Origin of the sequence: Nonomuraea sp. NPDC049646 (genome assembly GCF_044465525.1) — a bacterium.
Classification (GTDB): domain Bacteria; phylum Actinomycetota; class Actinomycetes; order Streptosporangiales; family Streptosporangiaceae; genus Nonomuraea.
On sequence record NZ_JBITLU010000011.1, the window covers coordinates 64,463 to 90,248 of the forward strand.

Annotated in this window: 22 protein-coding genes; 9 read left to right on the forward strand and 13 right to left on the reverse strand. The window is 72.3% G+C overall.

Annotated elements, in window-relative coordinates; all coding sequences use genetic code 11:
- The first annotated feature begins 86 nt into the window (after window positions 1-86).
- Entirely contained in the window at window positions 87-1,625 is a 1,539-nt protein-coding gene (locus tag ACIBQ8_RS30770) for an alpha/beta hydrolase (RefSeq protein WP_397193593.1), read from the forward strand.
- A 34-nt stretch (window positions 1,626-1,659) separates the two neighbouring features.
- Here the strand turns inward: ACIBQ8_RS30770 and ACIBQ8_RS30775 are convergent, their stop codons facing one another.
- From ACIBQ8_RS30775 to ACIBQ8_RS30830, 12 genes are all read right to left on the reverse strand, one after another.
- Window positions 1,660-3,849 (reverse strand): alpha-L-fucosidase, encoded by a 2,190-nt coding sequence (locus tag ACIBQ8_RS30775; RefSeq protein WP_397193594.1) that lies wholly within the window; start codon window positions 3,847-3,849, stop codon window positions 1,660-1,662.
- 110 nt (window positions 3,850-3,959) lie between these two features.
- Window positions 3,960-4,817, reverse strand: coding sequence for a GNAT family N-acetyltransferase (locus ACIBQ8_RS30780; RefSeq protein ID WP_397193595.1), 858 nt, complete (start codon window positions 4,815-4,817; stop codon window positions 3,960-3,962).
- Window positions 4,814-5,788, reverse strand: coding sequence for a hydroxyacid dehydrogenase (locus ACIBQ8_RS30785; protein ID WP_397193596.1), 975 nt, complete (start codon window positions 5,786-5,788; stop codon window positions 4,814-4,816). Before ACIBQ8_RS30785 ends, ACIBQ8_RS30780 begins: the two co-directional genes overlap by 4 nt.
- Complete coding sequence (locus tag ACIBQ8_RS30790) at window positions 5,772-6,788, reverse strand: dihydrodipicolinate synthase family protein (protein ID WP_397193597.1); 1,017 nt, start codon at window positions 6,786-6,788, stop codon at window positions 5,772-5,774. The genes ACIBQ8_RS30785 and ACIBQ8_RS30790 overlap by 17 nt, the downstream gene beginning before the upstream one ends.
- On the reverse strand, window positions 6,788-7,810 hold the full coding sequence (locus tag ACIBQ8_RS30795) for an NAD-dependent epimerase/dehydratase family protein (RefSeq protein WP_397193598.1): 1,023 nt from the start codon (window positions 7,808-7,810) through the stop codon (window positions 6,788-6,790). The genes ACIBQ8_RS30790 and ACIBQ8_RS30795 overlap by 1 nt, the downstream gene beginning before the upstream one ends.
- Window positions 7,810-8,655, reverse strand: a complete 846-nt coding sequence (locus tag ACIBQ8_RS30800) for a carbohydrate ABC transporter permease (protein ID WP_397193599.1) — start codon at window positions 8,653-8,655, stop codon at window positions 7,810-7,812. Before ACIBQ8_RS30800 ends, ACIBQ8_RS30795 begins: the two co-directional genes overlap by 1 nt.
- Window positions 8,652-9,506 (reverse strand): sugar ABC transporter permease, encoded by an 855-nt coding sequence (locus ACIBQ8_RS30805; protein WP_344207378.1) that lies wholly within the window; start codon window positions 9,504-9,506, stop codon window positions 8,652-8,654. Before ACIBQ8_RS30805 ends, ACIBQ8_RS30800 begins: the two co-directional genes overlap by 4 nt.
- Window positions 9,506-10,729, reverse strand: a complete 1,224-nt coding sequence (locus ACIBQ8_RS30810) for a sugar ABC transporter substrate-binding protein (protein WP_352356043.1) — start codon at window positions 10,727-10,729, stop codon at window positions 9,506-9,508. Before ACIBQ8_RS30810 ends, ACIBQ8_RS30805 begins: the two co-directional genes overlap by 1 nt.
- Window positions 10,730-10,741: 12 nt before the next feature.
- Window positions 10,742-11,962, reverse strand: a complete 1,221-nt coding sequence (locus ACIBQ8_RS30815; protein ID WP_397193600.1) for a Gfo/Idh/MocA family protein — start codon at window positions 11,960-11,962, stop codon at window positions 10,742-10,744.
- Entirely contained in the window at window positions 11,963-14,029 is a 2,067-nt protein-coding gene (locus tag ACIBQ8_RS30820; protein WP_397193601.1) for a hypothetical protein, read from the reverse strand. It abuts the gene before it with no gap.
- Between the two features lie 12 nt (window positions 14,030-14,041).
- Window positions 14,042-15,991, reverse strand: coding sequence for a hypothetical protein (locus ACIBQ8_RS30825; protein ID WP_397193602.1), 1,950 nt, complete (start codon window positions 15,989-15,991; stop codon window positions 14,042-14,044).
- 176 nt (window positions 15,992-16,167) lie between these two features.
- The gene (locus ACIBQ8_RS30830) at window positions 16,168-16,965 is read right to left on the reverse strand and encodes an IclR family transcriptional regulator (RefSeq protein WP_397193603.1); all 798 of its coding nucleotides are present in this window, start codon (window positions 16,963-16,965) and stop codon (window positions 16,168-16,170) included.
- A gap of 160 nt (window positions 16,966-17,125) precedes the next feature.
- Between ACIBQ8_RS30830 and ACIBQ8_RS30835 the strand changes: the two genes are divergently transcribed.
- The 4 genes from ACIBQ8_RS30835 to ACIBQ8_RS30850 are packed head-to-tail and all read left to right on the forward strand — an operon-like array spanning window position 17,126 to window position 21,221.
- Window positions 17,126-18,463, forward strand: coding sequence for an aspartate aminotransferase family protein (locus tag ACIBQ8_RS30835; protein WP_397193604.1), 1,338 nt, complete (start codon window positions 17,126-17,128; stop codon window positions 18,461-18,463).
- Window positions 18,450-19,631 carry a mandelate racemase/muconate lactonizing enzyme family protein gene (locus ACIBQ8_RS30840; protein WP_352356031.1) on the forward strand — a complete coding sequence of 394 codons (1,182 nt, stop codon included), beginning with the start codon at window positions 18,450-18,452 and terminating at the stop codon, window positions 19,629-19,631. The genes ACIBQ8_RS30835 and ACIBQ8_RS30840 overlap by 14 nt, the downstream gene beginning before the upstream one ends.
- On the forward strand, window positions 19,621-20,463 hold the full coding sequence (locus ACIBQ8_RS30845; protein ID WP_397171836.1) for an amidohydrolase family protein: 843 nt from the start codon (window positions 19,621-19,623) through the stop codon (window positions 20,461-20,463). The genes ACIBQ8_RS30840 and ACIBQ8_RS30845 overlap by 11 nt, the downstream gene beginning before the upstream one ends.
- The gene (locus ACIBQ8_RS30850) at window positions 20,460-21,221 is read left to right on the forward strand and encodes an SDR family NAD(P)-dependent oxidoreductase (protein WP_397171834.1); all 762 of its coding nucleotides are present in this window, start codon (window positions 20,460-20,462) and stop codon (window positions 21,219-21,221) included. The genes ACIBQ8_RS30845 and ACIBQ8_RS30850 overlap by 4 nt, the downstream gene beginning before the upstream one ends.
- A 36-nt stretch (window positions 21,222-21,257) precedes the next feature.
- Here ACIBQ8_RS30850 and ACIBQ8_RS30855 read toward each other — a convergent pair whose 3' ends face one another.
- On the reverse strand, window positions 21,258-21,839 hold the full coding sequence (locus ACIBQ8_RS30855) for an HD domain-containing protein (RefSeq protein WP_397171833.1): 582 nt from the start codon (window positions 21,837-21,839) through the stop codon (window positions 21,258-21,260).
- 114 nt (window positions 21,840-21,953) lie between these two features.
- Between ACIBQ8_RS30855 and ACIBQ8_RS30860 the strand changes: the two genes are divergently transcribed.
- Genes ACIBQ8_RS30860 through ACIBQ8_RS30875 form a run of 4 tightly spaced genes read left to right on the forward strand, consistent with a single transcriptional unit; the run spans window position 21,954 to window position 25,710 of the window.
- Window positions 21,954-22,235, forward strand: a complete 282-nt coding sequence (locus ACIBQ8_RS30860; protein ID WP_397193605.1) for a metal-sensitive transcriptional regulator — start codon at window positions 21,954-21,956, stop codon at window positions 22,233-22,235.
- Window positions 22,236-22,257: 22 nt separating this feature from the next.
- Window positions 22,258-22,470, forward strand: coding sequence for a copper ion binding protein (locus ACIBQ8_RS30865; protein ID WP_358301136.1), 213 nt, complete (start codon window positions 22,258-22,260; stop codon window positions 22,468-22,470).
- A complete protein-coding gene (locus ACIBQ8_RS30870; RefSeq protein ID WP_397193606.1) occupies window positions 22,467-23,441 on the forward strand; it encodes a hypothetical protein in 975 nt (324 codons plus the stop codon). The genes ACIBQ8_RS30865 and ACIBQ8_RS30870 overlap by 4 nt, the downstream gene beginning before the upstream one ends.
- A 28-nt stretch (window positions 23,442-23,469) precedes the next feature.
- The gene (locus ACIBQ8_RS30875; RefSeq protein WP_397193607.1) at window positions 23,470-25,710 is read left to right on the forward strand and encodes a heavy metal translocating P-type ATPase; all 2,241 of its coding nucleotides are present in this window, start codon (window positions 23,470-23,472) and stop codon (window positions 25,708-25,710) included.
- Window positions 25,711-25,786: the final 76 nt, after the last annotated feature.

Consider the following 25,786-nt stretch of genomic DNA (forward strand, 5'->3'; position numbering starts at 1 on the left):
GGGGCCGGACACTACAGCGGGCTGTACCAAGGGCGTGCGGCGGGCTGTATCGTGCCGGGCGTCCGGCCGCAATAGCGTCCCCGGCCATGAAACCGACACGTGTGCGGCCGCCCGGTCGCCTGGTCCCCGTCCTGGCCCTGATCGCCCTGTCCGTCGCCGTCGCGCCCCCGGCCGGGGCCGACGCCGGCGCGCCCGCGGCGACCGGCCGGAAACCCCCGGCGCTCGACTGGAACCGCTGCTCGCAGGGCCCGGACGACGCCGTCGGCAGGCAGCTCGACCAGGCGGGCGCGCGCTGCGCGGAGCTCGCCGTCCCGCTCGACCACTCCAGGCCGGACGGCCGCGCCATCAAGCTCGCGCTGTCCCGCCTCCCGGCGACCGACCGCGCCCACCGCATCGGCACGCTGGTGCTCAACAGCGGCGGCCCCGGCGAGAGCACGCTCGGCATGCCCCTGCGGACGCGCGCGGCCATGAAGGACGTCGCCGCCCGGTACGACATCATCGGCCTGGACCCGCGTTTCGTCGGACGCAGCACGCCGCTCGACTGCGGCTGGCCCATCGGCCTGTGGCTGCGCTCGGCCGGCTCGACCCGCGCCCGGTTCGACCACCAGGTGGCGGTGCAGCGCGACCTGGCCGAGCGCTGCGCCCGGCGGCACGCCGACGTGCTCCCGTACGTCAACACCCGCGACACGGCCCGCGACATCGACCTGGTGCGCCGCGCCCTGGGGGAGCGCCGGATCTCCTTCCTCGGCTACTCCTACGGCAGCTACCTGGGCGCGGTCTACACGCAGATGTTCCCCGGCCGCACCGACCGGGTGGTCCTGGACAGCGCGGGCGACCCGGACAAGTGGGGCCCCAGGGCGATGCGGGGCACCGAGGACGAGGCGGACCGCGCGCTGCGCGCCTGGGCGTCCTGGGCCGCCGGACGCCACGGCGTCCACGGGCTCGGCGCGACCCCCGCTCGCGTGCTCGCCACGGTGGACGCGATCGTCGCCGCCGCGGAGAAGCGCCCGCTGCGCGTCGGCCGGTACGAGGTGGACGACCAGGCGGTCCCGTACCTGCTCTCCGTCGGCTCCGCGAACGACCGTCCCGAGGCGCGCGCCGAGTTCGCCGCCACCGTCCGGACGCTGAACGAGGCCGCGCACGGCCGCCCGGCCGAACCCGGCCCGGAGCTCGCCGGATTCCTGGCGTTCGTCCTGACCAGCGCCGGTTCGCCGCTGGCCGGCCCGGCCGCCGCGATCACCTGCGGCGACCGGGCCGCGCCGGGCGACCCCGACGTCTACTGGGACGACGTCCAGCGCAGCCGGGCGCGCCACCCGCTCTTCGGCCCGGTCAAGAACAACATCTGGCCCTGCGCCTTCTGGCCGGACGAGCCGCGCGAGCCGCTCACGCACGTCGCCAACCCCACCCCCGCGCTGATCGTGTCCGCCACCGGCGACACCGCCACCACCTACGAGGGCAGCAAGGCCATGCACCGGGCGCTGACCGGCTCCCGCCTGCTCACGCTGCGCGGCGTCATCGCCCACGGGATCTACGGCGAGTACGGCAACGCCTGCGTGGACGCCAAGGTCAACGCCTACCTGGCCACCGGCGCACTCCCCGCCGCCGACCAGACCTGCCGCCCCTGACCGGGAGCGGCGCCTCGTGGTTCCGCCGCCCGTTCTAGCGGCCTCTCACCCGCACCTCCGCCAGGGCGAGCGGGTCGGTGCCGGAGGAGAGCTGGATGCGCACGTGCCGGCCGGTGGTGCCGGCGGGCAGCTTGACCGTGCTGGGCCGGCCGGCCTGTTCCTGCACGTGCACGGCGGTCACGCCCGGCGTCGTGCGGGCCGCCTCCAGGCCGTCGGCGGTGATCGGCTGCTCGGAGGACATCACCCAGTAGTCCCGCAACCGGTCGGCGCAGCAGTCGGTGCGGTTCCAGATCTCCACGCTGTCCAGGGCGGCCGAGGCCCCCAGGTCGACCTGCCACCAGGCTTCCCTGGCCGGTTCCTGGGTGTGGGTGACCGAGCCGTTCCAGAAGCCGCCGTCGGTGTTGCCGTCCACGGCCCGCGCGGCCGGGGCGTCGTAGCCGGTGCTCTGCTGGGTGGCCGGCTTGCCCTCGGCCAGGTTCGGCAGCACCACCGAGACGGGGATCCGGTACGCCGCGCGCAGCCGTCCTGACTTGAGCGTCGCCTGGATCCCGAGCGCGGCGGGCTCGGCCCCGGGCGGCACGGTCACGGTGACGGGCACCTCGGTGCTCGCCCCGGCGGCCAGGTGGCCGATCCGGGTGCTCGCCGGGGTGACCGTCCAGCCGTCGGGCGCGGCGAGCGTCAGCGAGGCCGCGCGCAGCGGCGTGGAGCCGGGGTTGGTGACGGTCACCTTGCCGGTGACGCTCTCACCGGCCTGCACGTGCTCGGGCAGGTCGGTGCCGAAGCGCGGCAGGGCCGTCACGCCGGGCGTCTCGATCTTGAACGACCAGGCGTACTGTCCGGTCTCGGCGGGCGTGGTGACGACCACCCGGCCCTGCTCGTCGCGCTGCCACGGCAGCGGGCCGGCGTCGGAGCCGAGCAGCGTGATCCGCGTCCCGGGGCCCGCCGGGACGTCCGCGCCCAGCGTCAGCCGCTCGCCCGGCCACTTCAGCGCGGTCGCGTAGAGGACGCCGTCCTTGACGGTGTACCGGACGTCGTCCGGGCCGCCCTTCTCCTCGGCGCGCGTCCAGTACGTGGTGCCGTACATGGCCTCGCCGTTGACCTTCAGCCAGGAGCCCATGTCCAGCAGGCGTTCCCGCTGCACGTCGGGGATGGTGCCGTCGGCCTTCGGGCCCACGTCGAGCAGCAGGTTGCCGTTCTTGCTGACGATGTCCACGAAGGAGTCCACGAGCTGGTCGGAGGTCAGGTAGTCCTCGATGGGCTCGTTCTGGTTGTAGCCGTAGGAGTGCGCGATGCCGCGGCTGGACTCCCACTTGACGGGGTCGATGTCCGGCTTGACGGAGTACTCGGGCGTCTGGAAGTCCAGCTCGTGGCTGTCCAGCGCGCCGCTCTCGATCTTGCACCGGTTGGCGACCGCGACCTCCTTGCCCTTCTTCGCCGCCTTGTTGTAGTAGTCGGCGATCACCCCCGCGGTCTGCCACTGGGCGGCCGAGCGGTCCCACTGGCCGTCGCACCACAGGATGTCGGGGTCGTAGCCGTCGATCAGCTCCCGCATCTGCGGGAGCATGTAGTCCTTGACGTAGTCGCCGCTCTGCGGGGCCCCGGTGTAGGGCACCGGCTGCCCGGTGTACGGGTTGGTCGCCGGGTGGCCGGTGAACAGCGGGTTGTACCACTCCATGAGCGAGTAGTAGAAGCCCGCGCGCAGCTTCCCGTCGGCGCGGGCCGCGGTGAACAGCTCCTTGGCCAGGTCCCGCTTCGGGCCCAGCGCCATGGTGTCGCGCTCGCTGACCTTGCTGTCCCACAGGGCGACGCCCTCGTGGTGCTTGGAGGTGAGGACGAAGTACTTGGCCCCGGCGTCGTTGAAGAGCTTGACCCAGTCGGCGGCGTCGAACTTCTCGGCCTTCCACTGCTCGGCGAAGCGGTCGTAGGCGAAGTCAGGCCCGTAGGTGTCCCGGTGGTAGCTGTTGGTCGCGTTGCCGGGGGAGTTCATGTAGTACCAGTACCACTCGGCGTAACTGCCGCGCGGGCCCCAGGCCGGGACGGAGTACGCCCCCCAATGGAGGAAGATGCCGAACTTGTCGTTGTTGAACCACTTAGGGGTCGGGTGACTGTTCAGGGATTCGACGGTCGGCTCGTAGGGGCCGTCCGTGGCGGCCTGAGCAGGAGCGGGAAGACATCCGATGATACCGAGCATGGAGACGGCGAGAAGTCGACGTAAGCGGGCCATGTCCACTCCAAAGCGGTGAAGAGATTGGAGGAAAGGTAGCCCGATCTCCGTTCCCTCGGCAAGGGCCGCACGGAGATTCATCCGATGTCTCTTCGGGGAAGGTCCGGCCGTCAGAAGTAGTCCGCCGGCCAGTGGGCGGCGTTCTCCGCGCCCACCACGGGGCCCGGGTCGCCCAGGATCGCGCGGGCCATCCCCGTGCGGTCCCGCTCCCGGACGACGCTCGCGAACAGGTGCGGCAGGGCCGGCTCGTCCCAGGTCAGCCTGGCCCTGCCGGTGCGGACGCCCCGGGCCGCCGCCTCGGCTGCCAGCGCGGAGAGCACCCCGGGCAGGTCTCCGGCCACCTCCAGCACGTCGAGGACGCCGCCGTCCCATCGCACGGCGGCGTACCCGGCGTCCCCGGCCAGCAGCTCGACCGGGTCGCCGTACCAGATGGGCAGCCGGTCCCGCCAGTGCGCCTCGTCGCGCACGGCGGTCAGCGGACGCCGCACGTTGTGCCGCTCGTACACCTCCCGCAGGACCGCCGCCTCGGCCACCGGGATCCGGCGCAGCCCGCGCCCGGCCGGGCCGGTGCGGCGCAACGGGCCGGACACCGTCCGCAGCTCGAAGCCGGTCCACTCCTTGTAGACCCCCGGCGTGCCGGTGAACAGCAACGACCAGGCGCAGCCGTCGGCCGCCATCGCCTCGGCCGCCAGCGCCAGCAGCCGCCGGACGTGCCCGCGCCCGCGCACCGACGGGTGGGCGGCGACGTTGGCCACGCCGCCTGCCCGCACCTCGCCGCCCAGGCCGTCGTGGAGCCGGCGCGGCAGGTAGTACACGCAGGCCGACACGTCGCCGGTCACGAACGTCCGGCCGTACCGGCCGGGGTCGGTCTCGTACAGGGGCACCACGTGCGGGGCGTCGAAGCAGGCGGCCCACAGCGCGTAGAGCGCCTCCCGGTCGCCCGGACGGGCGGTGCGCAGGGACGTCATCCCATCCTCCCCAGCAGCTCCGGCGTCACCTCGTGCGCCAGCGGGAGGCCGCCGGCGTACCGGGCGATCTCCTCGACCACCACCCGGCCCTGGCGGGCCCGCCCCGAATCGGTGCCGGCCGCCTGGTGCGGGGTGAGCAGCGCGTTCGGCAGCGCGCGGAACGGGTGCCCGACCGGCAGCGGCTCCTCGTCGAAGACGTCGATCGCCGCGTCCAGCCGTCCCGAACGCAGCTCGGCCAGCAGGGCGGCCTCGTCCACCAGCCACGACCTGGCGGTGTTGACCAGCCCGGCGCCGTCGGGCATCAGCGCCAGCTCCCGCGCCCCGAGCAGGTGGCGCGTCTCCGGCAGGGCCGGGGCGTGCACGGCCACGATCCGGCTGGTGGACAGCAGCTCGTCCAGCTCCACGGCGCCCTCGTGGTACGGGTCGGCCACGGTGACCTCGGCCCCGAGCGCGCGGACGAGGTCGAGGTAGGCCTGGCCGGTCCTGGAGGCGCCGATGACGCCGATCGGGCAGCCGAGGATCTCCCGCCTGGCCGGCGCCCGCTCGGCCGCCTCCCACGGCAGGCCGCCGCGCAGGGCGTGGTCGAAGCGGTGCACCTGGTGCAGCAGCGCCAGCGTGAACGTCAGCGCCACCTCCGCCACCGACCGGGCCATCGCCGCGCCCGCCTGCGTCACCCGGACGCCCCGCGCCCACAGCTCGCCGGTGACGAACGGCTTGACCGTCGCCCCGGTGTGCGCGACCAGCCGCAGCCCAGGAGCCCGGTCGAGCAGGTCGGCGGTCAGCGGCGGCACCCCCCACGAGGTCACCAGCACCTCGGTGCCGGGCAGCGCCTCGGGCAGCGCGCGGTGGTCGTCGAGCAGCCGCACGTCGCCCAGGGCCAGCAGGGCGGCGGGGTCGGGGAAGAACTGCGCGCGCAGCGCCGGCGGGACGCTGACCAGCACGCGCACGGGGGAGTCAGCCGAGCCAGGCATCGCGGTGCTCGGCCACGAAGTCGTCGTCGGTCAGCCACGGGTAGGCGGCGCTGACCCGGGTCAGCTCCTCGGCCTGGCCGGGGGAGAGGCCCTCGTCCGGGTCGAGGCACCAGGTGCCGGCCAGCAGGCCCTGCCTGCGCAGCACCTCGTGCACGCCGGCGATGCAGCCGGCGAAGGCGTTGGCGCTGTCGAAGACGGCGGCGTTGGCGTCGGTGAGCGCCGTGGCCCGGCCCCACCACCGCGCCGGGTCGTCGCGCAGGCCGTCGACCATCTCCACCGCCGCCCGCGTCCACACCGCCCACTGGCCGAGCAGGCCGCCGGCGAAGCGCAGGCCGCCGGGCAGCTCGGCCAGCAGGTCGCCGATGATGTGGTCGTCGTTGCCCGTGTAGAGGGCGACCTCGCCGGCCCGGTCGGAGGCGGCCACGCCGTGCGCCACGTCCAGCGAGCGGTAGCGGTCGAAGGCCGCCACCTTCACCGCGACCGTGGAGGGCTGGTCGGCCAGGGCCCGCCAGAAGCCGCGCGACAGCACCGGCCCGCCGATCGCCGCCTGGAGGTAGAAGCCGACGACCGGCAGCACCTCGCCCACGGCCCGCGCCCGCGCCAGCAGGTCGTCCTCGGAGGCGCCCGGCACGACCGGCGAGAGCAGCACGGCGTCGTACCCCAGCGAGGCGGCCAGCTCGGCCTCGGCCACCGCCTGCGCGGTCGGCCCGCACGTCCCGGCGACCAGCACCGGCCGCTCCCGGGCGGACTCACCGGCGGACTCACCGGCCACGTCGGCGGCCAGCCGCAGGACCGGCTCCAGCAGCCCGGCCCCGCGGATCTCGAACTGGGTCGTGTGCACGCCCACGGCCAGGCCGCCGGCCCCCGCCGCCAGGTAGTACCGGGTGAGCGCGGCCTGGCGGCGCTCGTCCAGCGCCCGGTCCGCGGTGAGCGCCAGCGGGTGGGCGGGGATGACGGTCCCCGCCCGCAGCCGCGACAGCGCGGGATTCGGCGTGGGCATCAGAATCTCCCGTCTCGTACGGCGAACTTGGTGGGCTTGCCCGACGTCGGCAGCCCGGCGGCCAGCCAGTCGGCCTGCCAGTCGACCAGCGTGCCCAGCGGCACCTGCGGGTAGCCGAACAGGCGGTGGCAGAGCGTGGCGTCGTTCAGCAGCGCCGTCCCGGCCTCGGCACCCTCGAAGGACACCGGCCTGCCGAGGCGCGCGCCGAAGGCGGCGGCCACCCGGCGCACCGAGGCGGTCTCGGGGCCGGTCAGGTTCAGCGTGAACGGCGTGCCCGCCGTCGCGTGGGCGAGCGAGCGCAGCACGACCTCGTTGGCGTAGCCCTGCCAGACCACGTTGACGTGCCCGGTCGTCACGTCCACCGCGGCGCCGGACAGCACCCGCTGCCCGATGTCGGCCAGGACGCCGTACCGCAGGTCCACGGCGTAGTTGAGGCGGACGATCGTCACGGCCGTGCCGCGGGCGGCGGCCGCGTGCTCGAAGACGCGCTCGCGGCCGAGGCAGCTCATCGCGTACTCGCCCACCGGCCCGACCGGGTCGCCCTCGACGCTCCCGCCGGACGACAGGGGCACCAGCGGGTAGACGTTGCCCGTGGACAGCGCCGCGACGCGCGCACCGCCGTACCGCTCGGCGACGCGGGCGGGCAGGGCCGCGTTGACCACCCAGGCCAGGTACGGCGCGGCGGACGTGCCGAACTTCGCCCCGACCATGAAGACCACGTCCGCGGCGTCGGGCAGCGTGCCCAGGTCGCCGTCGAGCAGGTCGAAGGGGACGACGTCCACGCCGTGCCCGGCCAGGGCGCCGGCCGCGGTCCGGTCGGACCACCGGGAGACGGCGAAGACGCGGTCGGCGCCGCGCCCGGCGGCGTCCAGGCCGCGCCGGGCCAGGCGGCACAACGTGGGCCCCATCTTGCCCCCGGCCCCCAGCACGACCAGGTCGCCGGAGCCGGCGGCGAGGTCGGCGACGAGCGACTCGGACGGGCGGGTGAGGTGCTCTTCCAGATCGTCGACGGAGGTGAACATCAGCCCTTGATCCCCGACATCGTGACTCCTTCGGTGAAATAACGCTGGCCGACCAGGTAGGCGGCGAAGATCGGTACGAACGCGACCGTGGCCCCGGCCAGCACGACGCTGAGCGGGACGTTCTCCGTCTGCAGGGAGGCGATGCCCACGGTCAGGGTGCGCATGTCGGCGCCGCCGCCGATGATGAGCGGCCAGAGCAGGTCGTTCCAGTGCCACAGGAAGACGAAGACGCCCAGCGTGGCCAGGATCGGCTTGCACAACGGCAGGACGATCCTGATGAAGATCCGCCATTCGGAGGCGCCGTCGAGCCGGGCCGCCTCGAACAGCTCGTCCGGCAGGCCCATGATGAACTGCCGCATGAGGAAGACCGCCTGCGCGTTGGCGAGCGTCGGCAGGATCAGCCCCCAGTACGTGTCCACCCCGCCCAGCTCGGCGATGAGCATGAAGGTCGGGATGAGCGTCACGTGGTAGGGCACCATGACCATGGCCAGGAACGACCAGAACATGGGCTCGCGGCCGGGGAACCGCTTCTTGGCGAAGGCGTACCCGGCCAGCGAGGCCAGCAGCAGCACGGCCACCACGCTGACCACGGAGTAGATGAGCGTGTTGACCGTCCAGGTGACCAGGTCGCGGCCGCCCAGCACCTCGGCGTAGGCGCTGAAGTCCACCGGCCAGGGCAGCATGCTCTCCGGGAACGTCACGGCCGTGCCCGGCTTCAGCGACAGCACGACCATCGCGTAGAACGGGAACAGCGTGACCGGCGTGGCGACGGCCAGCAGGACGAACCTGGCCACCTTGCCGGCCCTGGTCGGCTCCAGCGCCTTGTACGGGCGGTATGTCGTCACTTCGACCTCCCGATCATCAGGCGCTGGACCAGCGCGACCACGAGGGTCATGACGAACAGCGCGACGCCGATGGCGCTGGCGTAGCCGAAGTCGAAGTTCTTGAACGCCTGCTCGTACAGGGCCATGACCAGCGTGAAGCTGCCGTGCGCCGGGCCGCCGCCGGTCATCACGTAGACCAGGTCGAACACCTGGAAGGAGTTCGTCGTCTCGATCACGGCGACGAAGAACAGCGCGGGGCGAAGCTGCGGGGCCACGATGTAGCGGAACCGCTGCCAGGTGGAGGCGCCGTCGGTGAGCGCGGCCTCCTCCAGCTCCCGCGGCAGGTCCTGCAGCCGGGCCAGGACGATCAGCATGCCGTACCCGAACCTGGACCAGACCGAGACGATCACCAGCGCCGGGATGACCAGCGTGGTGGAGGCCAGCCACGACTGCCCGGTGAGCTTGGTGATCGGCCCCTCGGAGGAGAACAGCCAGGTGAAGACCGTCCCGGCCAGGACCAGGCTGGTGACGACGGGCAGGAAGAAGACCGAGCGGAAGAAGGCGGCCCCGCGGAAGGCGCGGCGCACCAGCAGCGCCATGCCCACCGAGGCGGCCATCGACGCCGGCACGTACAGGATCGTGTAGATCAGCGTGATGCGCAGCGACTCCCAGAAGACGGGGTCGGCGGCCATCCGCCGGTAGTTGTCCACGCCGGTCCACTCCGGGCTGGCGCCGATGGAGGAGTCGAAGAACCCCAGCAGCACCCCGGCGACGGACGGGCCGAACCGGAACAGCAGGAAGAGCAGGAGGCACGGCAGGACGAACAGCAGTCCGGTCCGCGCCTCCCACCGCCTGACGTCGATCGCCGCCATCAGCCACCCAGCAGCGCGTCCGCGGCCTTGGCCGCGTCGGCGAGCGCCTGCTCGGGCGTCTTCTTGCCGATCAGCGCGGCCTGGATCTCGGGAGCCAGGACGCCCATCACGTCACGCGCCTTCTCGTGCAGCGGCCCGGCCGTGGTCAGGTCGAGCGCCTTCTCCACCTCGGCCTGCACCGGGTCGGCCGCGTACAGCGAGCCGGTGGACTTGCGCGGGGAGAAGTAGCCCGAGGCCAGGTCGTAGGCCTTGCTCGGGGCGGCGCCGGTGGCGAAGCCGATCCACTTGCCCGCCGCCTCCTTGTGGTCGGACGCCTTGAGCAGGGCCAGCGAGCCGACCGTGCCGTAGGCGACCTGCTTGGCGTCGGTCAGCGGCGGCAGGACCTTGATGTTCTCCTTGCCCCAGAACGACTCGACGTCGGCGGGCAGCTGCTGCCAGGTGCAGGCCACCTTGTTCTGCGCGGTCCTGGTCTGCTCGAACTTGGGCAGCCCGGTCAGCAGGTCCTTCTCCACGTAGCCGCCGTCGGCCAGCTTCTTCAGGAAGGTCAGCGCCTTGACGCCCTCGGCGCCGCCGAAGGCCGCCGACTTGCCGTCGGGGCTGAACACGTCGCCGCCGGCCTGCCACAGCAGCGGGTAGAACGACTGGTTGAGGGTGGCGGCGGGGTCGGCCCAGTAGTTGGTGACGTCGACGTCCTTGGCCTTGAACTTCGGGGCCAGGGCGAGCACGTCGTCCCAGGTCTTGGGGAACTCGGTGACGCCGGCGGCGTCGAACGCCTTCTGGTTGCAGACCAGCGGGTTGGCCGACATCAGGATCGGCGCGCCCATGACCTTGCCGTCGATGGTGACCGACTTCAGGGCGTTGTCCCGGTAGTCGGCCTTGTCGGCGAGGTAGGCGTCCACCGGCTCCAGCGTCCTGGCGTACTTGGGGAGCTGGTCGGGGATGAGGTAGACCACGTCGGGCGCCTTGTTGCCGGCGATCGCCGTGGACAGCGCCTCGTCGCGCTTGGCCCACGGGTAGATCTCGACCTTGACGTCGATGTTCGGGTTGGCCGCCTCGAACGCCTTGGTCTGCTCGTCCCAGAACGCCTGGTGCTTGGGCTGGTCGGCGATGTTCGGGTAGATCCACATGGTCACGGTCTGCTTCTCGTCGCCTCCGGAGCCGCCGCCGCAGGCGGTCAGCGTGCCGAGGGCGGCCGCAGCGGCGGCCAGCGCGCGCAGTCGCATGATGGTTCCTTCCTAGAGTGCGGGCACGGTGACGACCGTGCCGCTGTGCCGGGCCTTCTCGGCGGCGAAGACCGCGAGGTGGCTGTGGAGCGACTCGGTGGGGCCCGAGCGCACGTGTGCGGGGTCGCCGGTGGCCAGGGCGGTGACGAAGGCGTCCATCACGCCGTCGTCGCCGCCGCCGTGGCCGTCGCCGGCGTTCGAGCCGGTCTCGGCGACGTTGCGCCGGCTGCTGCGGCCGTCGCGGAAGTCGAGGACCTCGACCGACTCGCCGTCGCCGATCAGCCGGCCGTGGGTGCCGAAGATCCTGGTCTGGCGGTGGGTCTGCTCGGTGAAGGCGGTCATGGTGAAGGTCGCGGTCGCGCCGCCGGTCAGCTGCATGGCGAGCACCTGGTGGTCGACCACGTCGTTGTCGCAGGCGTAGACGCACCTGCCGTACGGGCCGGTGCGCAGGGCGTCCATGACCTGCTCCTCGTTCTCGCCGAGGACGCTGGTCGGCCAGTCGTAGCCGCGGTCCAGGTAGAGGCGCGGAGCCGAGTACGGGCACCGGGGCTCCAGGACGCAGTCGAGGCAGCGGTCGGCGGCCTGCTCCGGGCGCCGCTCGGGCCTGAAGTGGCCGAGCGAGCCGAAGCTGGCGACCTGCTCGATCCGAAGCCCGGTGACGTAGGTCAGCCAGTCGAGGTCGTGCGAGGACTTGGCCAGCAGCATCGGGCTGGCCAGGCGCTCGCTGCGCCAGGGGCCGCGCACGTAGGAGTGCGCCTGGTGCCACCAGCCGACCGGCTCCAGGTGCTCGACGCTCATCACCTCGCCGAGCACGCCGCTGTCCACGGTCTCCTTCACCAGCGCGGTGTAGGGCGTGTAGCGCAGCACGTGGCAGACGGCCAGCAGCACGCCGGTCTCGCCGACGGCCGAGACGATCTCGCGGCACTCCTCCTCGGTCGGCGCCATGGGCTTCTCGACGAGCAGCGCGTAGCCCGCCCGCGCCAGGGCGATGGCGGGCTCGACGTGCAGGCGGTCCTGGGTGGCCAGGACGACGGCGTCGGCCACCCGCTCGCGCAGCAGGTCGCGCCAGTCGCCGAACTCGCGCACGCCGGGACCGGCCAGCTTGGCCCGGCGGGCGGGGTCGGGGTCGGCCACGGCGACCAGCTCCGCGCGATCGGGGTGCGCGGCGATCCAGGAGGCGTAGGTCTGCCCCCGGTTGCCCGCTCCCGCGACCGCCAGCGTTATCTTTCGCACTTAAATCACCAGATTTCCTGATGTGAGGACCTTCGGGCCGTCGGCCGGCAGCTCCCTGGCGACGCCCTCCTCGACGTTGCCCGTGTGCTGGACCACCTCGAAGGCCTTGATCGACAGGCGGCCGCCGCCGAACTGGCAGCCGGTCGCCGCGTAGCGGTTCCGGCCGGAGTCGAGCTGGACGTGGGCCCCGGCGTTCTGGCTGCGGACCCCGGCGAGCTGCCAGGAGACCAGCCCGGCGGCCTCCACCCGCGACAGCCCGGCCTCGGCCAGCTCGGTGCCGCCGTCGAGGCGGATGCGCTGGTCGGCCTTGCCGGCGGCGGCCAGGCCCACGTTCTTCACCGTGCAGCCGGTCAGCGACACCGAACCGGCCAGGACCAGCGGGGCCGCGCCCTCGGCGCCGTTCAGCGTCGAGCCGGACAGGCGCAGGTCGGCGCCGTTGAAGGCGTTGCCGTTCAGGCCGTGGAAGGTGGTGCGGCTGACGTGCAGCGGCGCGGTCACGTTCGCCTGGACGATCTCGCTCTTGGCCGGGACGTTGAAGACGCAGCCCTCGATCAGGTTGGGCCGGCGCGACAACTTCGACTGCTGGGAGACGATCAGCGTGTGGCTGGCCGAGCAGCCGCGCATCTGCACGCCGTCGGCGTTGACCCAGATCATGCCCGAGCCCTCCAGCGACGGCTTGCCGATGACCTGGAGGTCCTCCAGCGTCAGGTCGGTGACCTTCACCCGGGCCACGAACCACGAGCAGACGTGCTTGCGCACGGTGATGCGCTTGGCCGCCGAGCCCCAGGCCGCGCCGGAGTTGGCGAAGGTCATCAGGCCGGAGTTGCCGGTGTAGGTCAGGTCGTGCTCGTACTGGCCGTGGGTGACGAACGGGCCCTGGTCGTCGCCGTCGCCGTGGCAGTTCTCCACGTAGCAGTAGGCGCTGGCGGTGAAGTCGTTCAGGTGGCGGGCGTTGGCCGTGTGGCAGTCGCGGACGTGGCCGTACAGGCAATAGATCTGCTGGGTCAGGTAGCCCGCCCCGCCCCAGGTCACGCTGGCGGGGTTCTTCAGCGTGCAGCGCTCGGTGCGGAAGTGGGTGGCCCAGCGCCGCATGATCAGCGGCCAGAACGTGCCCGTGCCGTGGACGCCCTCGACGTCGCAGTGGACGGCGTACTCGTAGGCCAGCGGGTGCGAGCCGGTGTACTGGTCGCCGTCCGCGACGCCCTCGAAGCGCAGGTTGCGCACGTGCACGCGCTCGACCGGCTCGACCAGGGTCCAGGTGATCGTGCGGCCGGCGGCCAGCTCCCAGCCGTTCTTGTAGTTGACCCGGATGTGCGTGCCGTCGATGATCTGGGTGACCTCGACCAGCTTCTGCAGCTCCCGCTCCCAGCGGCCGGACAGCGCGTTGACCTCGGCGCTCCACCACTGCCCGACCTTGAAGGCGGCGGAGTCGGCGACCTCGAAGACGTCCGACAGGTCGGGCACCGGGGCGCTCAGCTTGTGGCTGACCGTGGTGGCGGTGACCTTGCCGCGGAAGAACATCACCGCCGCGAAGGGGTCGTCCTGGCCCGCCTTCTCGATGCCCACGGTGCGCATCGTGTGGCCGCCGAAGTCCAGCACCAGGTCAGAGCGCTGGAACTTGTGGCGCTTGACGAAGTTGAGGTCGGTGTGGGCCTCGATCCTGGAGACGGCCGGGTCGCCGACCATGGCCTCCAGGGCGGCGTCGGCGGGCGTCTTGTCGTCGAAGACGCCGAAGGCGCGGAAGTCGAGGCAGCCGTCGTGGAGCTGGATCCAGCGGCCCTTGGGCGCCGAGCCGAGCACGGTGCCGCCGTTGGACGGCGTGGTGGAGGCGGCGTCCCAGCGGACGAGCTTGCCGCCGCCGTCGCCCGGCTTGAGGTAGCCCGCGACCTGCGCCAGCGTGCCGTCCGCCAGCTTGGCGGCCTCGAAGGCGAGCAGCTCGGCCACGGTGCCGACCGCGTGCACCTCGTCCTTGGGCTTCTTGTCCGGCTCGGCGAGCGCGGGCTTTGCCATCAGGACGGTGCCGACAGCCGCTAAACCGGTGACGCGCAGGATGTCACGACGTTCCATGGGGGTGGTTCCTTACAGTGCGAGGGTGTCGGCGATGAGGACGCGGGGGCCGGCGGGCGGGAAGGCGCGCTCGACGCCCTCCTCGGTGCAGCCGGTGTGCACCAGGACGGTGGCGGCGGTCAGGTCGAGCCGGCCGCCGGTGAACCGGGAGCCGGCGGCGCGCCAGCGGTTGTCGCCCGCGGCCGGCTCGACGCGGGTGCCGGTGGCCGTGCAGGCGGCCAGTTCCCAGGTCAGGACGCCCGGACCGGCGGCCCGGCCGAGGGCGGAGTTCTCCAGCGTGACGCCCTCCAGGCGGAGCCGCTGGTCGCGCACGGCGCTCAGCTCGACCTGCACGCCGTCGAGCCGGCCGCCGCTGATCACGACGTCGGCCGAGCCCAGCGAGACCTTGCCCGATCCGCTCAGGTCGCAGTCGGTGAAGCGCAAGGGGCCGGAGCCGCGCAGGGTGGCGCCGTCGAGGCCGGTGACGGCGCACTCCTTGAAGTGCAGCGCGTTGCTCACCGGCGTCTGCACCAGCACCTGGTCCTTCGGCAGGTCGAAGGAGCAGCCCTCGATGACGTTGGGCCGGCCGGAGCGGCTGGACCGCTGGCCGATCGCGACGGTCCTGGCCGAGCAGCCGCGCATGTGCAGGCCGTCGGCGTTCACCTGGAGCGTTCCCGCCGGGTCGAACGTCGAGCGCGGGATCACCCGGACGTCCTCAAGCGTCAGGTCGGTGATCTTCGTTCCGGCGACGAACCACGAGCACAGGTGCTTGCGCACGGTGATGCGCTTGGCGCTGGTGCCCCACAGGGCGCCGCTGTTGGCGATGTCCATGAGGCCGGAGTTGCCGGTGAAGACCAGGTCGTGCTCGTACTGGCCGTGGGTGGTGAAGGGGTTGCCGCCCTCGTCGTCGCCGTCGCCGTGGCAGTTCTCGACCGTGCAGTAGGCGCTGGCGGTGAAGTCGTTGAGATGGCGGACGTTGGAGGTGGTGCAGTCGGCGACGTGGCCGTACAGGCAGTAGATCTGCTGGGTCAGGTAGCCGGCTCCGCCGTACATGACGGTCGGGGGGTTCTTCAGGCTGCATCGCTCGGTGCGGAAGTGGGTGCACCAGCGCCGCATGATCACCGGCCAGAAGCTGCCGGTGGCGTGCACGTCCTCGACGTCGCAGTGGACGGCGTACTCGTAGGCGACCGGGTGCGAGCCGGTGTACTCGTCGCCGCCCGGGGCCGCCTCGAAGCGCAGGCCGCGCACGTGCACGCGCTCGACCGGCTCGACCAGGGTCCAGGTGATCGTGCGGCCGGCGGCCAGCTCCCAGCCGTTCTTGTAGTTGACCCGGACGTGCCGGCCGTCGACGACCTGGGTGATCTGGACCAGCCGCTGGAGCTCGCGCTCGTACGTGCCGGCCAGCGCGTTGACCTCCACGGCCCACCACTGGCCGACCCGGAACTGCCGGGAGTCGACCTCGAAGACGTCGGCCAGGTCGGGGAGCGTGGCCGTGAGCGTGCCGGTGACGGTGGTCCCGGTCCGCTCGCCCTGGAAGAACAGGACCGCGCCGAAGGGGTTGTCGTGGGAGTTCTTCTCGATGCCGGCGGTGGTCATGGTGTGGCCGCCGAAGTCGAGCACCAGGTCAGAGCGCCGGAAGGTGTGGCGCTTGACGAAGTTGAGGTCGGTGTGGGCCTCGATCCTGGAGACGGCCGGGTCGCCGACCATGGCCTCCAGGGCGGCGTCGGCGGGCGTCTTGTCGTCGAAGACGCCGAAGGCGCGGAAGTCGAGGCAGCCGTCGTGGAGCTGGATCCAGCGGCCCTTGGGCGCGGAGCCGAGCACGGTGCCGCCGTTGGCGGGCGTGGTGGAGGCGGCGTCCCAGCGGACGAGCTTGCCGCCGCCGTCACCGGCGCGGTGATAGCCCGCGACACGCAGCAGCGTGCCGTCGGCGAGTCGGGAGGCGTCGAGCGCGAGAAGGCGCGCGACGTCGGCTACTTGGTTCATGGGGGGAGGCCTTCGGGAACGGGGTGATGGGAAGGCCGGGCGACGTGCGAAGGCGGGCAGGCGGCGGTGCTGCGGCCCTGACGTCCGGCGCCGGGGGCCGCGGCGCTCGGAGTCGGATCTTCGCCCGAAACGATTGGCGAGGACGTTAGACAGTGGGTGCGGCATCTGTCAAGCCGTCACGTGGGATGCCCCAGCTCCTGGGAGATCATCGCCGCCGTCTCTCTCACCTCCCGGCCGAGCTCCTGGTAGCGCCAGGCGGGCAGGTCGCGCTTGAGCGAGGTGACGCTGATCGCGCCGACGCAGGCGCCGGTGTGGTCGCGCAGCGCGCTGCCGATGCAGAAGATGCCGTCGGCGTCCTCCTCGTCGTCGACCGCGTAGCCGAGCTCCCTGACCGTCTTCAGGTGGGTCAGCAGCAGCGGCAGCTCGGTGATCGTGTTGCCGGTCCGGCGCGGCAGGCCGACGTTGCCGACGACCCTGGCGACCTCCTCGTCGCTCATCTCGGCCAGCAGCGCCTTGCCCAGCCCGGTGCAGTGGGGCAGCTCCCTGGTGCCCATCCGCAGGTCGACCTGGATGCGCTCGCCGTTGCTCACCTGGTCGACGACGACGGCCTGGCCGGCCTCGGGCACCGCGAGCCGGGAGTTCATCCCGGTGCGTTCGGTGAGCTGGACCAGCGCGGGGCGGGCCACGTCGCGCAGCGAGAGCTGCTCCTGGGCCCTGGCACCCAGCCTGGCCAGCGCCATGCCCAGCCGGTAGCGGCGGTTCATGCCCTCGCCGTCGTCGGCGACCAGGCTGTGGCCGCGCAGCGTGTAGAGGGTGGCGAAGGCGGCGCTCTTGCTCAGCCCGCAGGCCGCCGCGACCTCGGTCACGCTCATGCCGCCACCCGGCCCCACGCGCGACAGGACCTCCAGCACCTCGGCGGCGCGGGCGACGCTGCGGACCCAATATCGCGATTCCTCAGCAGCAGTGTTCGTCACAGCCGAACAGCTTAGCGGAATTCATCGTTGACCCCCACCCAATCTCGTGTTTCAATCTCCCTCACCTGTTCGGTATTGCCAAACACTGTTCGGAATTTGTGGCGGACGATCAGCGCTTCCAGGCCGGGCCGGGCCGGGAGGCGCGTCGGAGGAGAGAGATTTGAAGCACCTAGCCGAGCGCGCACGCCAGGTCATCCCCGGCGGCGTGAACAGCGGGCAGCGCAGCATCCCCGGGCTCACCGACCTGGTGATCACCCATGCCGCCGGCGCCCGCTTCCGCGACTCGCAAGGACGGGAGTTCGTCGACTACCACGCGGCCTTCGGCCCGCCGCTGCTCGGCCACAACGACCCCGACGTCGGCGCGGCCGTCGCCGAGGCCGGCCGTACGGTGGACCTGTGCGGCGTGGGCGTCACGGCCGGCGAGGTCGAGCTCGCCGAGACGCTGGTGGAGCTCGTGCCGAGCGTGGAGAAGGTGCTCCTGACCAGCACCGGCAGCGAGGCCACCTTCCACGCCCTGCGCGTGGCCAGGGCCGCGACCGGCCGCCGGCTCGTGGTGAAGTTCCAGGGTTGCTACCACGGCTGGCACGACGCGGTCAGCCTCAACGTGATCTCCGCGCCGGAGAAGGTCGGCACGCACGACCCCATCTCGACCGGCATCCTGCCCGAGGTGCTCCAGGCCACGCTGGTCCTGCCGTTCAACGACCCCGAGGCGGTACGCCGGGCCTTCGCCGAGCACGGCGACGACATCGCCGCCGTCATCCTGGAACCGGTGCCGCACAACGTCGGCTGCCTGCTGCCCGAGCAGGAGTTCCTGGAGACGCTGCGCGCCGAGTGCACCAGGGCGGGCAGCGTGCTGATCTTCGACGAGGTCATCACCGGCTTCCGCCACCACCTGGGCGGCTGGCAGGCGATCTGCGGCATCACCCCCGACCTCACCACCATGGGCAAGGCGATCGCGAACGGCTACCCGGTGGGCGCGCTCGGAGGCCGCGCCGATCTCATGGAGCTGTTCAGCTCGCGGCCGGGCGGCCCCGCCTTCTTCGCCGGCACCTACAACGGCCACCCCGCCGTCGTGGCGGCCGCCCTGGCCACGCTGCGCAAGCTGCGCGAGGAGCCGGTGCACGAGCACGTCTTCCGCCTCGGCGAGCGGATCAGGACCGGCCTGGCCGAGGTCTTCGCCTCGCTGGACATCCCGGCGCTGGTCAGCGGGTACGGCTCGGTCTTCGTCGGCTACTTCATGACCGGACCCGCCCGCACCTACGACGACCTGCTGCGCAATGATGCCAACATGTTCATCGGGTACCGCCGCCGGCTGCTGGAGCACGGCGTCTTCGAGCTGCCGCTGAACCTCAAGCGCAGCCACGTCTCCTACGCCCACACCGACGCCGACGCCGACCACCTGCTGGAGGCGGCCGCCACCGCGGCCCGGCTGGCCCGCGGCGACGTGCTCGACCTGACCGACGTCAGCACCATGGGCGGTGCCGATGCTCACCGTTGACACCAGCCGCCCGGCCGGGCCCGCCGGCCGGATCAGCCGCGTCGAGACCCTCTCGCTGGGCACCGCCTGGCGCGACTTCTCCTACGTGCGCATCCACACCGACGAAGGGCTGAGCGGCATCGGCGAGATCACCCACCCCTACCGGGGACGGGAGACCTGCTCGCTGACCGAGGCCATGGCACAGCGCCACCTGATCGGCGCCGATCCCTTCGACGTCGAGGAGATCTGGCTGCGCATGTACCAGGGCGACTTCCTGCGCGGCGGCGACGTCGGCGGCATCGTCGTCTCCGGCGTCGACCAGGCGCTCCACGACATCATGGGCAAGGCGCTCGGCGTGCCCGTCTACCGGCTGACCGGCGGCGCCTGCCGCGACCGGGTGCGGGTCTACGCCAACGGCTGGTACACCGGCGAGCGCGACCCGCAGGTGTTCGCGGCCAAGGCCAAGGAGGTCGCCGCCCGCGGCTACACCGGGCTGAAGTTCGACCCGTTCGGCGCCGGGCTGGGCGAGTTGTCCCGGGCCGAGCTGCGGCTCTCGGTCGACATCGTCGCGGCCGTCCGCGAGGCCGTGCCCGACCTCGACCTGTTCGTCGAGGGCCACGCCCGGTTCGCGATGCCGACCGCCGTCCGGCTCGTGCGCGAGCTGGAGCCGTTCGACCTCGGCTGGTTCGAGGAGCCGTTGCCGTGGACGCACATCGAGCGGTACGCCGAGCTGCGCGCCCGCGCCGCCATGCCCATCTCCGGCGGCGAGCACTTCCACAACCGCTACGAGTACGCCCGGCTGTTCGCCACCGGCGCGGTCGACATCATCCAGCCCGACCTGTCGATGGCCGGCGGGTTCACCGAGATCAGGAAGCTGGCCGCGCAGGCCGACGTGCACGCCATGCTCGTCGCCCCGCACAACTCCAACTCGCCGCTGTGCACCACGGCCTCCGTGCACGCCGTGCTCGGCATGCCGAACCTGCTCGTCCTGGAGACGTTCGACGGCATGCTGGAGCCGTACGTCTTCGACGCGCTGAAGGGCGTGCTGCCGGTGGTCGACGGCCATGTCGGCCTGCCGGAGCGGCCCGGCCTCGGCGTCGAGCTGGCCGACGAGGTCTTCGCCGAGCACCCGCCGTCCCACCGGTTCTGGAACATGTTCAAGGAGGGCTGGGAGAAGCGTGATCGTTGACGTCCACTCCCACCTGTTCACCTGCCCGGACGACGTCGGCGACCCGTTCGCGGCCGAGTCCGCCCGCGCGCACGGCGGTCACGTCGACCTGACCGTGCGCTGGGCGGACTACGCCGCCACCTCGCCCGACGGCACCCGTACCGTGGTGGTGGGCGGCAAGGCCAGGCGGTCGGGCCTGTGGGTGGACGACGCCGCCGTGGCCGCCTACGCCGGCGAGCACCCCGACCGGCTCATCGGCTACCTGTCGCTCGACCCCACCCAGCCCGGCTGGCGCGACGAGCTCGAACACGGCCACCGCGACCTGGGGCTGCGCGGCATCAAGCTCATGCCGATGTACGCCGGTTTCGACCCGGCCGCCCCCGAGCTGGACGACCTGTACGCCTACGCCGCCCGCCACGGCCTGCCGCTGCTCGTGCACACCGGCACCACGTTCGTCTCGGCCGCGCCCCTGCGCTACGCGCTGCCGGTGCACCTGGACGAGGTCGCCATCAGGCATCCCGAGCTGCGCATGGTCCTGGCCCACCTCGGCCACCCGTACGAGGGCGAGTGCATCGCGGTGATCCGCAAGCACCGCCACGTCTACGCCGACGTCTCCGCCCTGCACTACCGTCCCTTCCAGCTCTGGCACAGCCTGCGCCTGGCCCAGGACTACGGGGTGTGGGGCAAGCTGCTGTTCGGCAGCGACTACCCCTTCACCACGGTGGACGCCTCGGTGGCGGGGCTGCGCGCGGTCGGCGCGGTCCCCGGCATCCCCGGGCTGCCGCCCCTGGACCGGGAGGAGATCGAGAAGCTGATCCACCGCCCGTCGCTCGACCTGCTGGGGCTGTCATGACCGAACTGGCCGTGGTCACCGGGGCCGCCAGGGGCCTCGGCCAGGCCATCGCCGCGCGCCTGACGGCCGACGGCTACCGGGTGATCACCGTCGACCGGCCGGGCGCGGGCTGCGCCTACGACTTCGACCTGGCCGACACCGAGGGCCTGGCCGGGCTCGCCGACGCGGTCCGCCGCGATCACGGGCCGATCCACGTCCTGGTCAACAACGCCGGGGTGGCCCGGCTGGAACACTTCAACGAGATCACCGTGGCCGGCTGGCAGGCCGTCATGCGGGTCAACTGCGACGCGCCGTTCTTCCTGGCCCAGCGGGTGGCCGAGCACATGATCGCGGACGGCGTGCGGGGGCGGATCGTCAACGTCTCCTCCAAGAACGGCCTCATGGCCGAGGCCGGGCTGGCCCACTACAACGCCTCCAAGGGCGCCCTGGAGCTGATCACCCGCTCGCTCGCCGCCGAGCTGGGCGCCCATGGCATCACCGTCAACGCCGTGGCGCCCGGCATGATCGCCACCCCGATCGACGGCGACTTCCCCTTCGACCGCGCGGCCTTCGAGGCGGCGTGGGAGGAGCGCATCCCGCTGCGCGGCGGGTACGGCAGGCCGGACGACGTGGCCGGGGCGGTGGCGTACCTGGCCTCGGAGTCGGCCCGCTACGTCACCGGCTCCACCCTGGTCGTGGACGGCGGCGTGCTGGCCGACCAGATGCCGAGGGCGCGGTTCATGCCGCCGTACCGGAACTCGTTGCGGCCCGGTCCCTGACCTGCGGCCGGACTCGGATCAGTCGCCGGGCCCGGGTCAGCCGCCGTCCAGCGGGTTGGCGGCGATCCGCCCGGCGACGTCGTTCCGGACCGACGCGGCGGCGGCGCTGTCCGGCTTGCGCCTGGCCTGGTCCTCGAAGCAGGCCAGGAACTCGGCGCCGAAGCCCAGCCTGGGGTAGCGGGCGAGCAGCTCCGCCCGGGCGTCCGGCGCGAACTCCTCGGGCCGCCGCCCGACCACGTCCCAGCTCGTGGCGACCTGCAGCAGGTGGGACTCGGGGTCGTCGGCGGCGGACACGTCGGCGCGCATGTGCAGCCTGATGATCTCGACAGCCCGCTCGGCCCGCTCCGCCGGCCAGCCGGCCGCCGTGCCGAACACCCAGGCGAGCTGCCCGCCCGCCTCCTCGAACGGCAGCCGGTGGCTGTCGAACGGCTCGGTCAGCCCCATGTCGTGGAGCAGCGCGGAGACGTAGTAGAGCTCGTCGTCGAAGGCGATGCCATGGGCCGCGCCGTACATCGCCCCCCACAGGTAGGCGCGGACGCAGTGGTTGAGCAGCGCGGGCGAGCAGTAGCGGCCGGCCACCGACAGCGCCGCGGCGGCGGCGGGAGTCTCCGGGAACATGCCTTCAGCCTTTCATCCGGCCGCCGGATCTTGTCGCGGGGGCCGCCACTTGCCTTCTGGATACCATAGGGGGGTATAGTGTCTTCAACGGCAACGAGCCGAGGGAGGGCTGACATGGCTGGACACGGCGGTAGCAAGCAGGATCAAGGGATGCGGTTGCGCCGCATCGAGGGGCAGGTCCGCGGCCTGCAGCGCATGGTCGAGGACGACAAGTACTGCATCGACATCCTGACCCAGGTGTCGGCCGCGACCAGCGCCTTGAAGTCGTTCTCCCTGTCGTTGCTGGAGGACCACCTGGCCCACTGCGTCGCCGAGGCCACCCTGAAGGGCGGCCCGGAGGCCGAGGCCAAGGTCAAGGAAGCCTCCGACGCCATCGCCAGACTTGTTCGTTCCTGACCGGATTGAAGGAGAGACCGATATGAGCACCACCACCTACACCGTCAAGGGCATGACCTGCGGCCACTGCGTCAGTTCGGTCAAGGAGGAGGTCGGCGAGGTGGCCGGGGTGACCGGCGTCGAGGTCGATCTGGCCTCCGGCCTGCTGACCGTCGAGAGTGACAGCCCGATCGACGCGGCGAAGATCGTCGCCGCCGTCGAGGAGGCCGGGTACGAAGTGGCGAACCAGTCGTGAACACCGCAGCCAAGCTCGGCTCCTACGCCCTGGGGCTGGCCGTCGTCTTCGGCGGCGCCCTGGGCGCCGGCAAGGCCGTGGGCCCGGTCGGGGCCGCACCCGCCGCCGACCACAGCGCCATGACGGCCACCCCGGCGCCCGCGCGGAGCGCGGGCCACGACGAGCACACCGCCCAGCAGACGACGACGAAGAAGAACGATACCCCCGGGGGGCTCCAAGTGTCCGAGAACGGCTACACCCTCAACCCGCTCACCACGTCGCTCAAGCCCGGCGAGCCCGCCGACTTCCGCTTCTCCGTGACCGGCCCCGACGGCCGCCCGGTCACCGACTATCAGGTCCAGCACGACAAGAAGCTGCACTTCATCGTGGTCTCCCGCGACCTGGGCAGCTTCCAGCACGTCCATCCGGAGATGTCGGCCGACGGCATCTGGTCGGTCAAGGTCACCTTCCCCGACGCGGGCGCCTACCGCGCCTTCGCCGACTTCGCGCCGACCGGCGGCGAGGCCCTGACGCTGGGCGCCGACCTGGCCGTGGCGGGCGACTACCAGCCCAAGCCGCTGCCGGAGACCGGCCGCACCTCCAAGGTCGACGGCTACGAGGTCACCCTCGACGGCGACCTGACGCCGGGCCAGGCCAGCAAGCTCACCCTCAAGGTCAGCAAGGACGGCAAGCCGGTCACCGACCTGCAGCCCTACCTCGGCGCCTTCGGCCACCTGGTCGCCCTCCGCGGCCGTGACCTGGCCTACCTGCACGTCCACCCCGACGGCGAGCCGGGCGACGGCAAGACGCAGCCGGGCCCCGAGATCGTCTTCTACGCCGAGGTGCCGAGCGGCGGCGAATACCGCCTGTTCCTGGACTTCCAGCACGAGGGCGAGGTCCGTACCGCCGACTTCACGCTCGCGGCCGGACCGCGGCCCGCCACCCCCGACGCTTCGGCTACGCCCGCCGGGCACGGCAACCACAAGCACTGAGAACAGCCACTGGGAAAGGGGAACGGTGATGACCTCTGTCACCGATGACCGGCAGAACGCGGTCGAACTCTCGATCGGCGGCATGACCTGCGCCTCGTGCGCCAACCGCATCGAGCGCAAGCTCAACAAGATGGACGGCGTGACCGCCACGGTCAACTACGCCACCGAGAAGGCGAAGGTCACCTTCCCCGAAGGCGTCGATCCGCAGCAGCTGATCGCCCAGGTGGAGGCGGCCGGCTACACCGCCGCGCTGCCCGCGCCGCCCCGTACCGAGGGCGAGCCGGGCGAGCGGGAGCCGGAGGACGAGCTGCGGCCGCTGCGCAGCCGGCTGATCACTTCGGTGGTGCTGGCGGTGCCGGTGATCGCGATGGCGATGATCCCGCCGTTGCAGTTCACGAACTGGCAGTGGATGTCGCTGGTGCTCACCGCGCCGGTCGTCGTCTACGCCGGCTGGCCGTTCCACAAGGCCGCCTGGACGAACCTGCGCCACGGCGCCGCCACGATGGACACGCTGATCTCGGTCGGCACCATCGCCGCGCTCGGCTGGTCGCTGTGGGCGCTGTTCTTCGGCACGGCCGGTACCCCCGGCATGACCCACCCCTTCGCGTTCACGATCGAGCGCACCGACGGCTCGGGCAACATCTACCTGGAGGCCGCGGCGGGGGTGACCGCGTTCATCCTGGCCGGGCGCTACTTCGAGGCCCGCTCCAAGCGGCGGGCGGGCGCCGCCCTGCGCGCCCTGCTGGAACTGGGCGCCAAGGACGTCGCGGTGCTGCGCGACGGCGTGGAGACCCGCATCCCCAGCGACCGGCTGGCCGTGGGCGACCGGTTCGTCGTGCGTCCCGGCGAGAAGATCGCCACGGACGGCGTGATCGAGGAGGGCGCCTCCGCGGTCGACGCCTCGATGCTGACCGGCGAGTCCGTGCCCGTCGAGGTGCGTCCCGGCGACGCCGTCACCGGCGCGACCGTGAACGCCGGCGGCCGGCTGGTCGTCCGCGCCACCCGGGTCGGGGCCGACACGCAGCTCGCCCAGATGGCCAAGCTGGTCGAGGACGCCCAGACGGGCAAGGCGCAGGTGCAGCGGCTGGCCGACCGCGTGTCGGGCATCTTCGTCCCGATCGTGATCGCGCTGGCCCTGGGCACCCTGGGCTTCTGGCTCGGCACCGGCGACGGCGTCGGGGCGGCGTTCACCGCCGCGGTGGCCGTGCTGATCATCGCCTGCCCGTGCGCGCTCGGCCTGGCCACCCCGACGGCGCTGCTGGTCGGCACCGGCCGGGGCGCCCAGCTCGGCATCCTGATCAAGGGGCCGGAGGTGCTGGAGTCCACCCGCCGCATCGACACGGTGGTGCTCGACAAGACGGGCACCGTCACCGAGGGCCGCATGACGCTCACCGGCGTGCACCTGGCCGACGGCGAGGACGAGGCCGAGGTGCTGCGCCTGGCGGGCGCTCTGGAGCACGCCTCCGAGCACCCGATCGCCCAGGCCGTCGCCAAGGGGGCCGCCGCCCGCGTCGGCGACCTGCCCACCCCCGAGGACTTCGCGAACGTCGAGGGCCTCGGCGTCCAGGGCGTCGTCGAGGGGCACGCGGTCCTGGTGGGCCGGCCGAGGCTGCTGGAGGAGTGGTCCCAGCACCTGCCGTCCGACCTGGAACGCGCCCTGCACGCCGCCCAGGCGGGCGGCAGGACCGCCGTGGCGGTCGGCTGGGACGGCAAGGCCCGCGCGGTGCTGGTGGTCGCCGACGTGATCAAGCCCACCAGCAAGGAGGCCATCCAGCAGCTCCGGGCGCTCGGTCTCACCCCGGTCCTGCTGACCGGCGACAACGAGGCCGTGGCCAAGACGGTGGCCGCCGAGGTCGGCATCGACGAGGTGATCGCCGAGGTGCTGCCCGCCGACAAGGTCGACGTCGTCAAGGAGCTCCAGGGCGAGGGCAAGGTCGTGGCGATGGTCGGCGACGGCGTCAACGACGCGGCCGCGCTCGCGCAGGCCGACCTGGGCCTGGCCATGGGCACCGGCACGGACGCCGCGATCGAGGCGTCCGACCTGACCCTGGTGCGCGGTGACCTGAGGGTGGCCGCCGACGCGATCAGGCTCTCCCGCCGGACGCTCGGCACGATCAAGGGCAACCTGTTCTGGGCGTTCGCCTACAACGTGGCCGCCCTGCCGCTGGCCGCGCTCGGCCTGCTCAACCCGATGATCGCGGGGGCCGCGATGGCCTTCTCCAGCGTGTTCGTGGTCAGCAACAGCCTGCGGCTGCGCCGCTTCAAGTGAACATCCGCCTCAACTGAACAACGGCCTCACGTGAAGAGGGCTCCGGGCACGACGCTCGGAGCCTTATTCGCGTCCC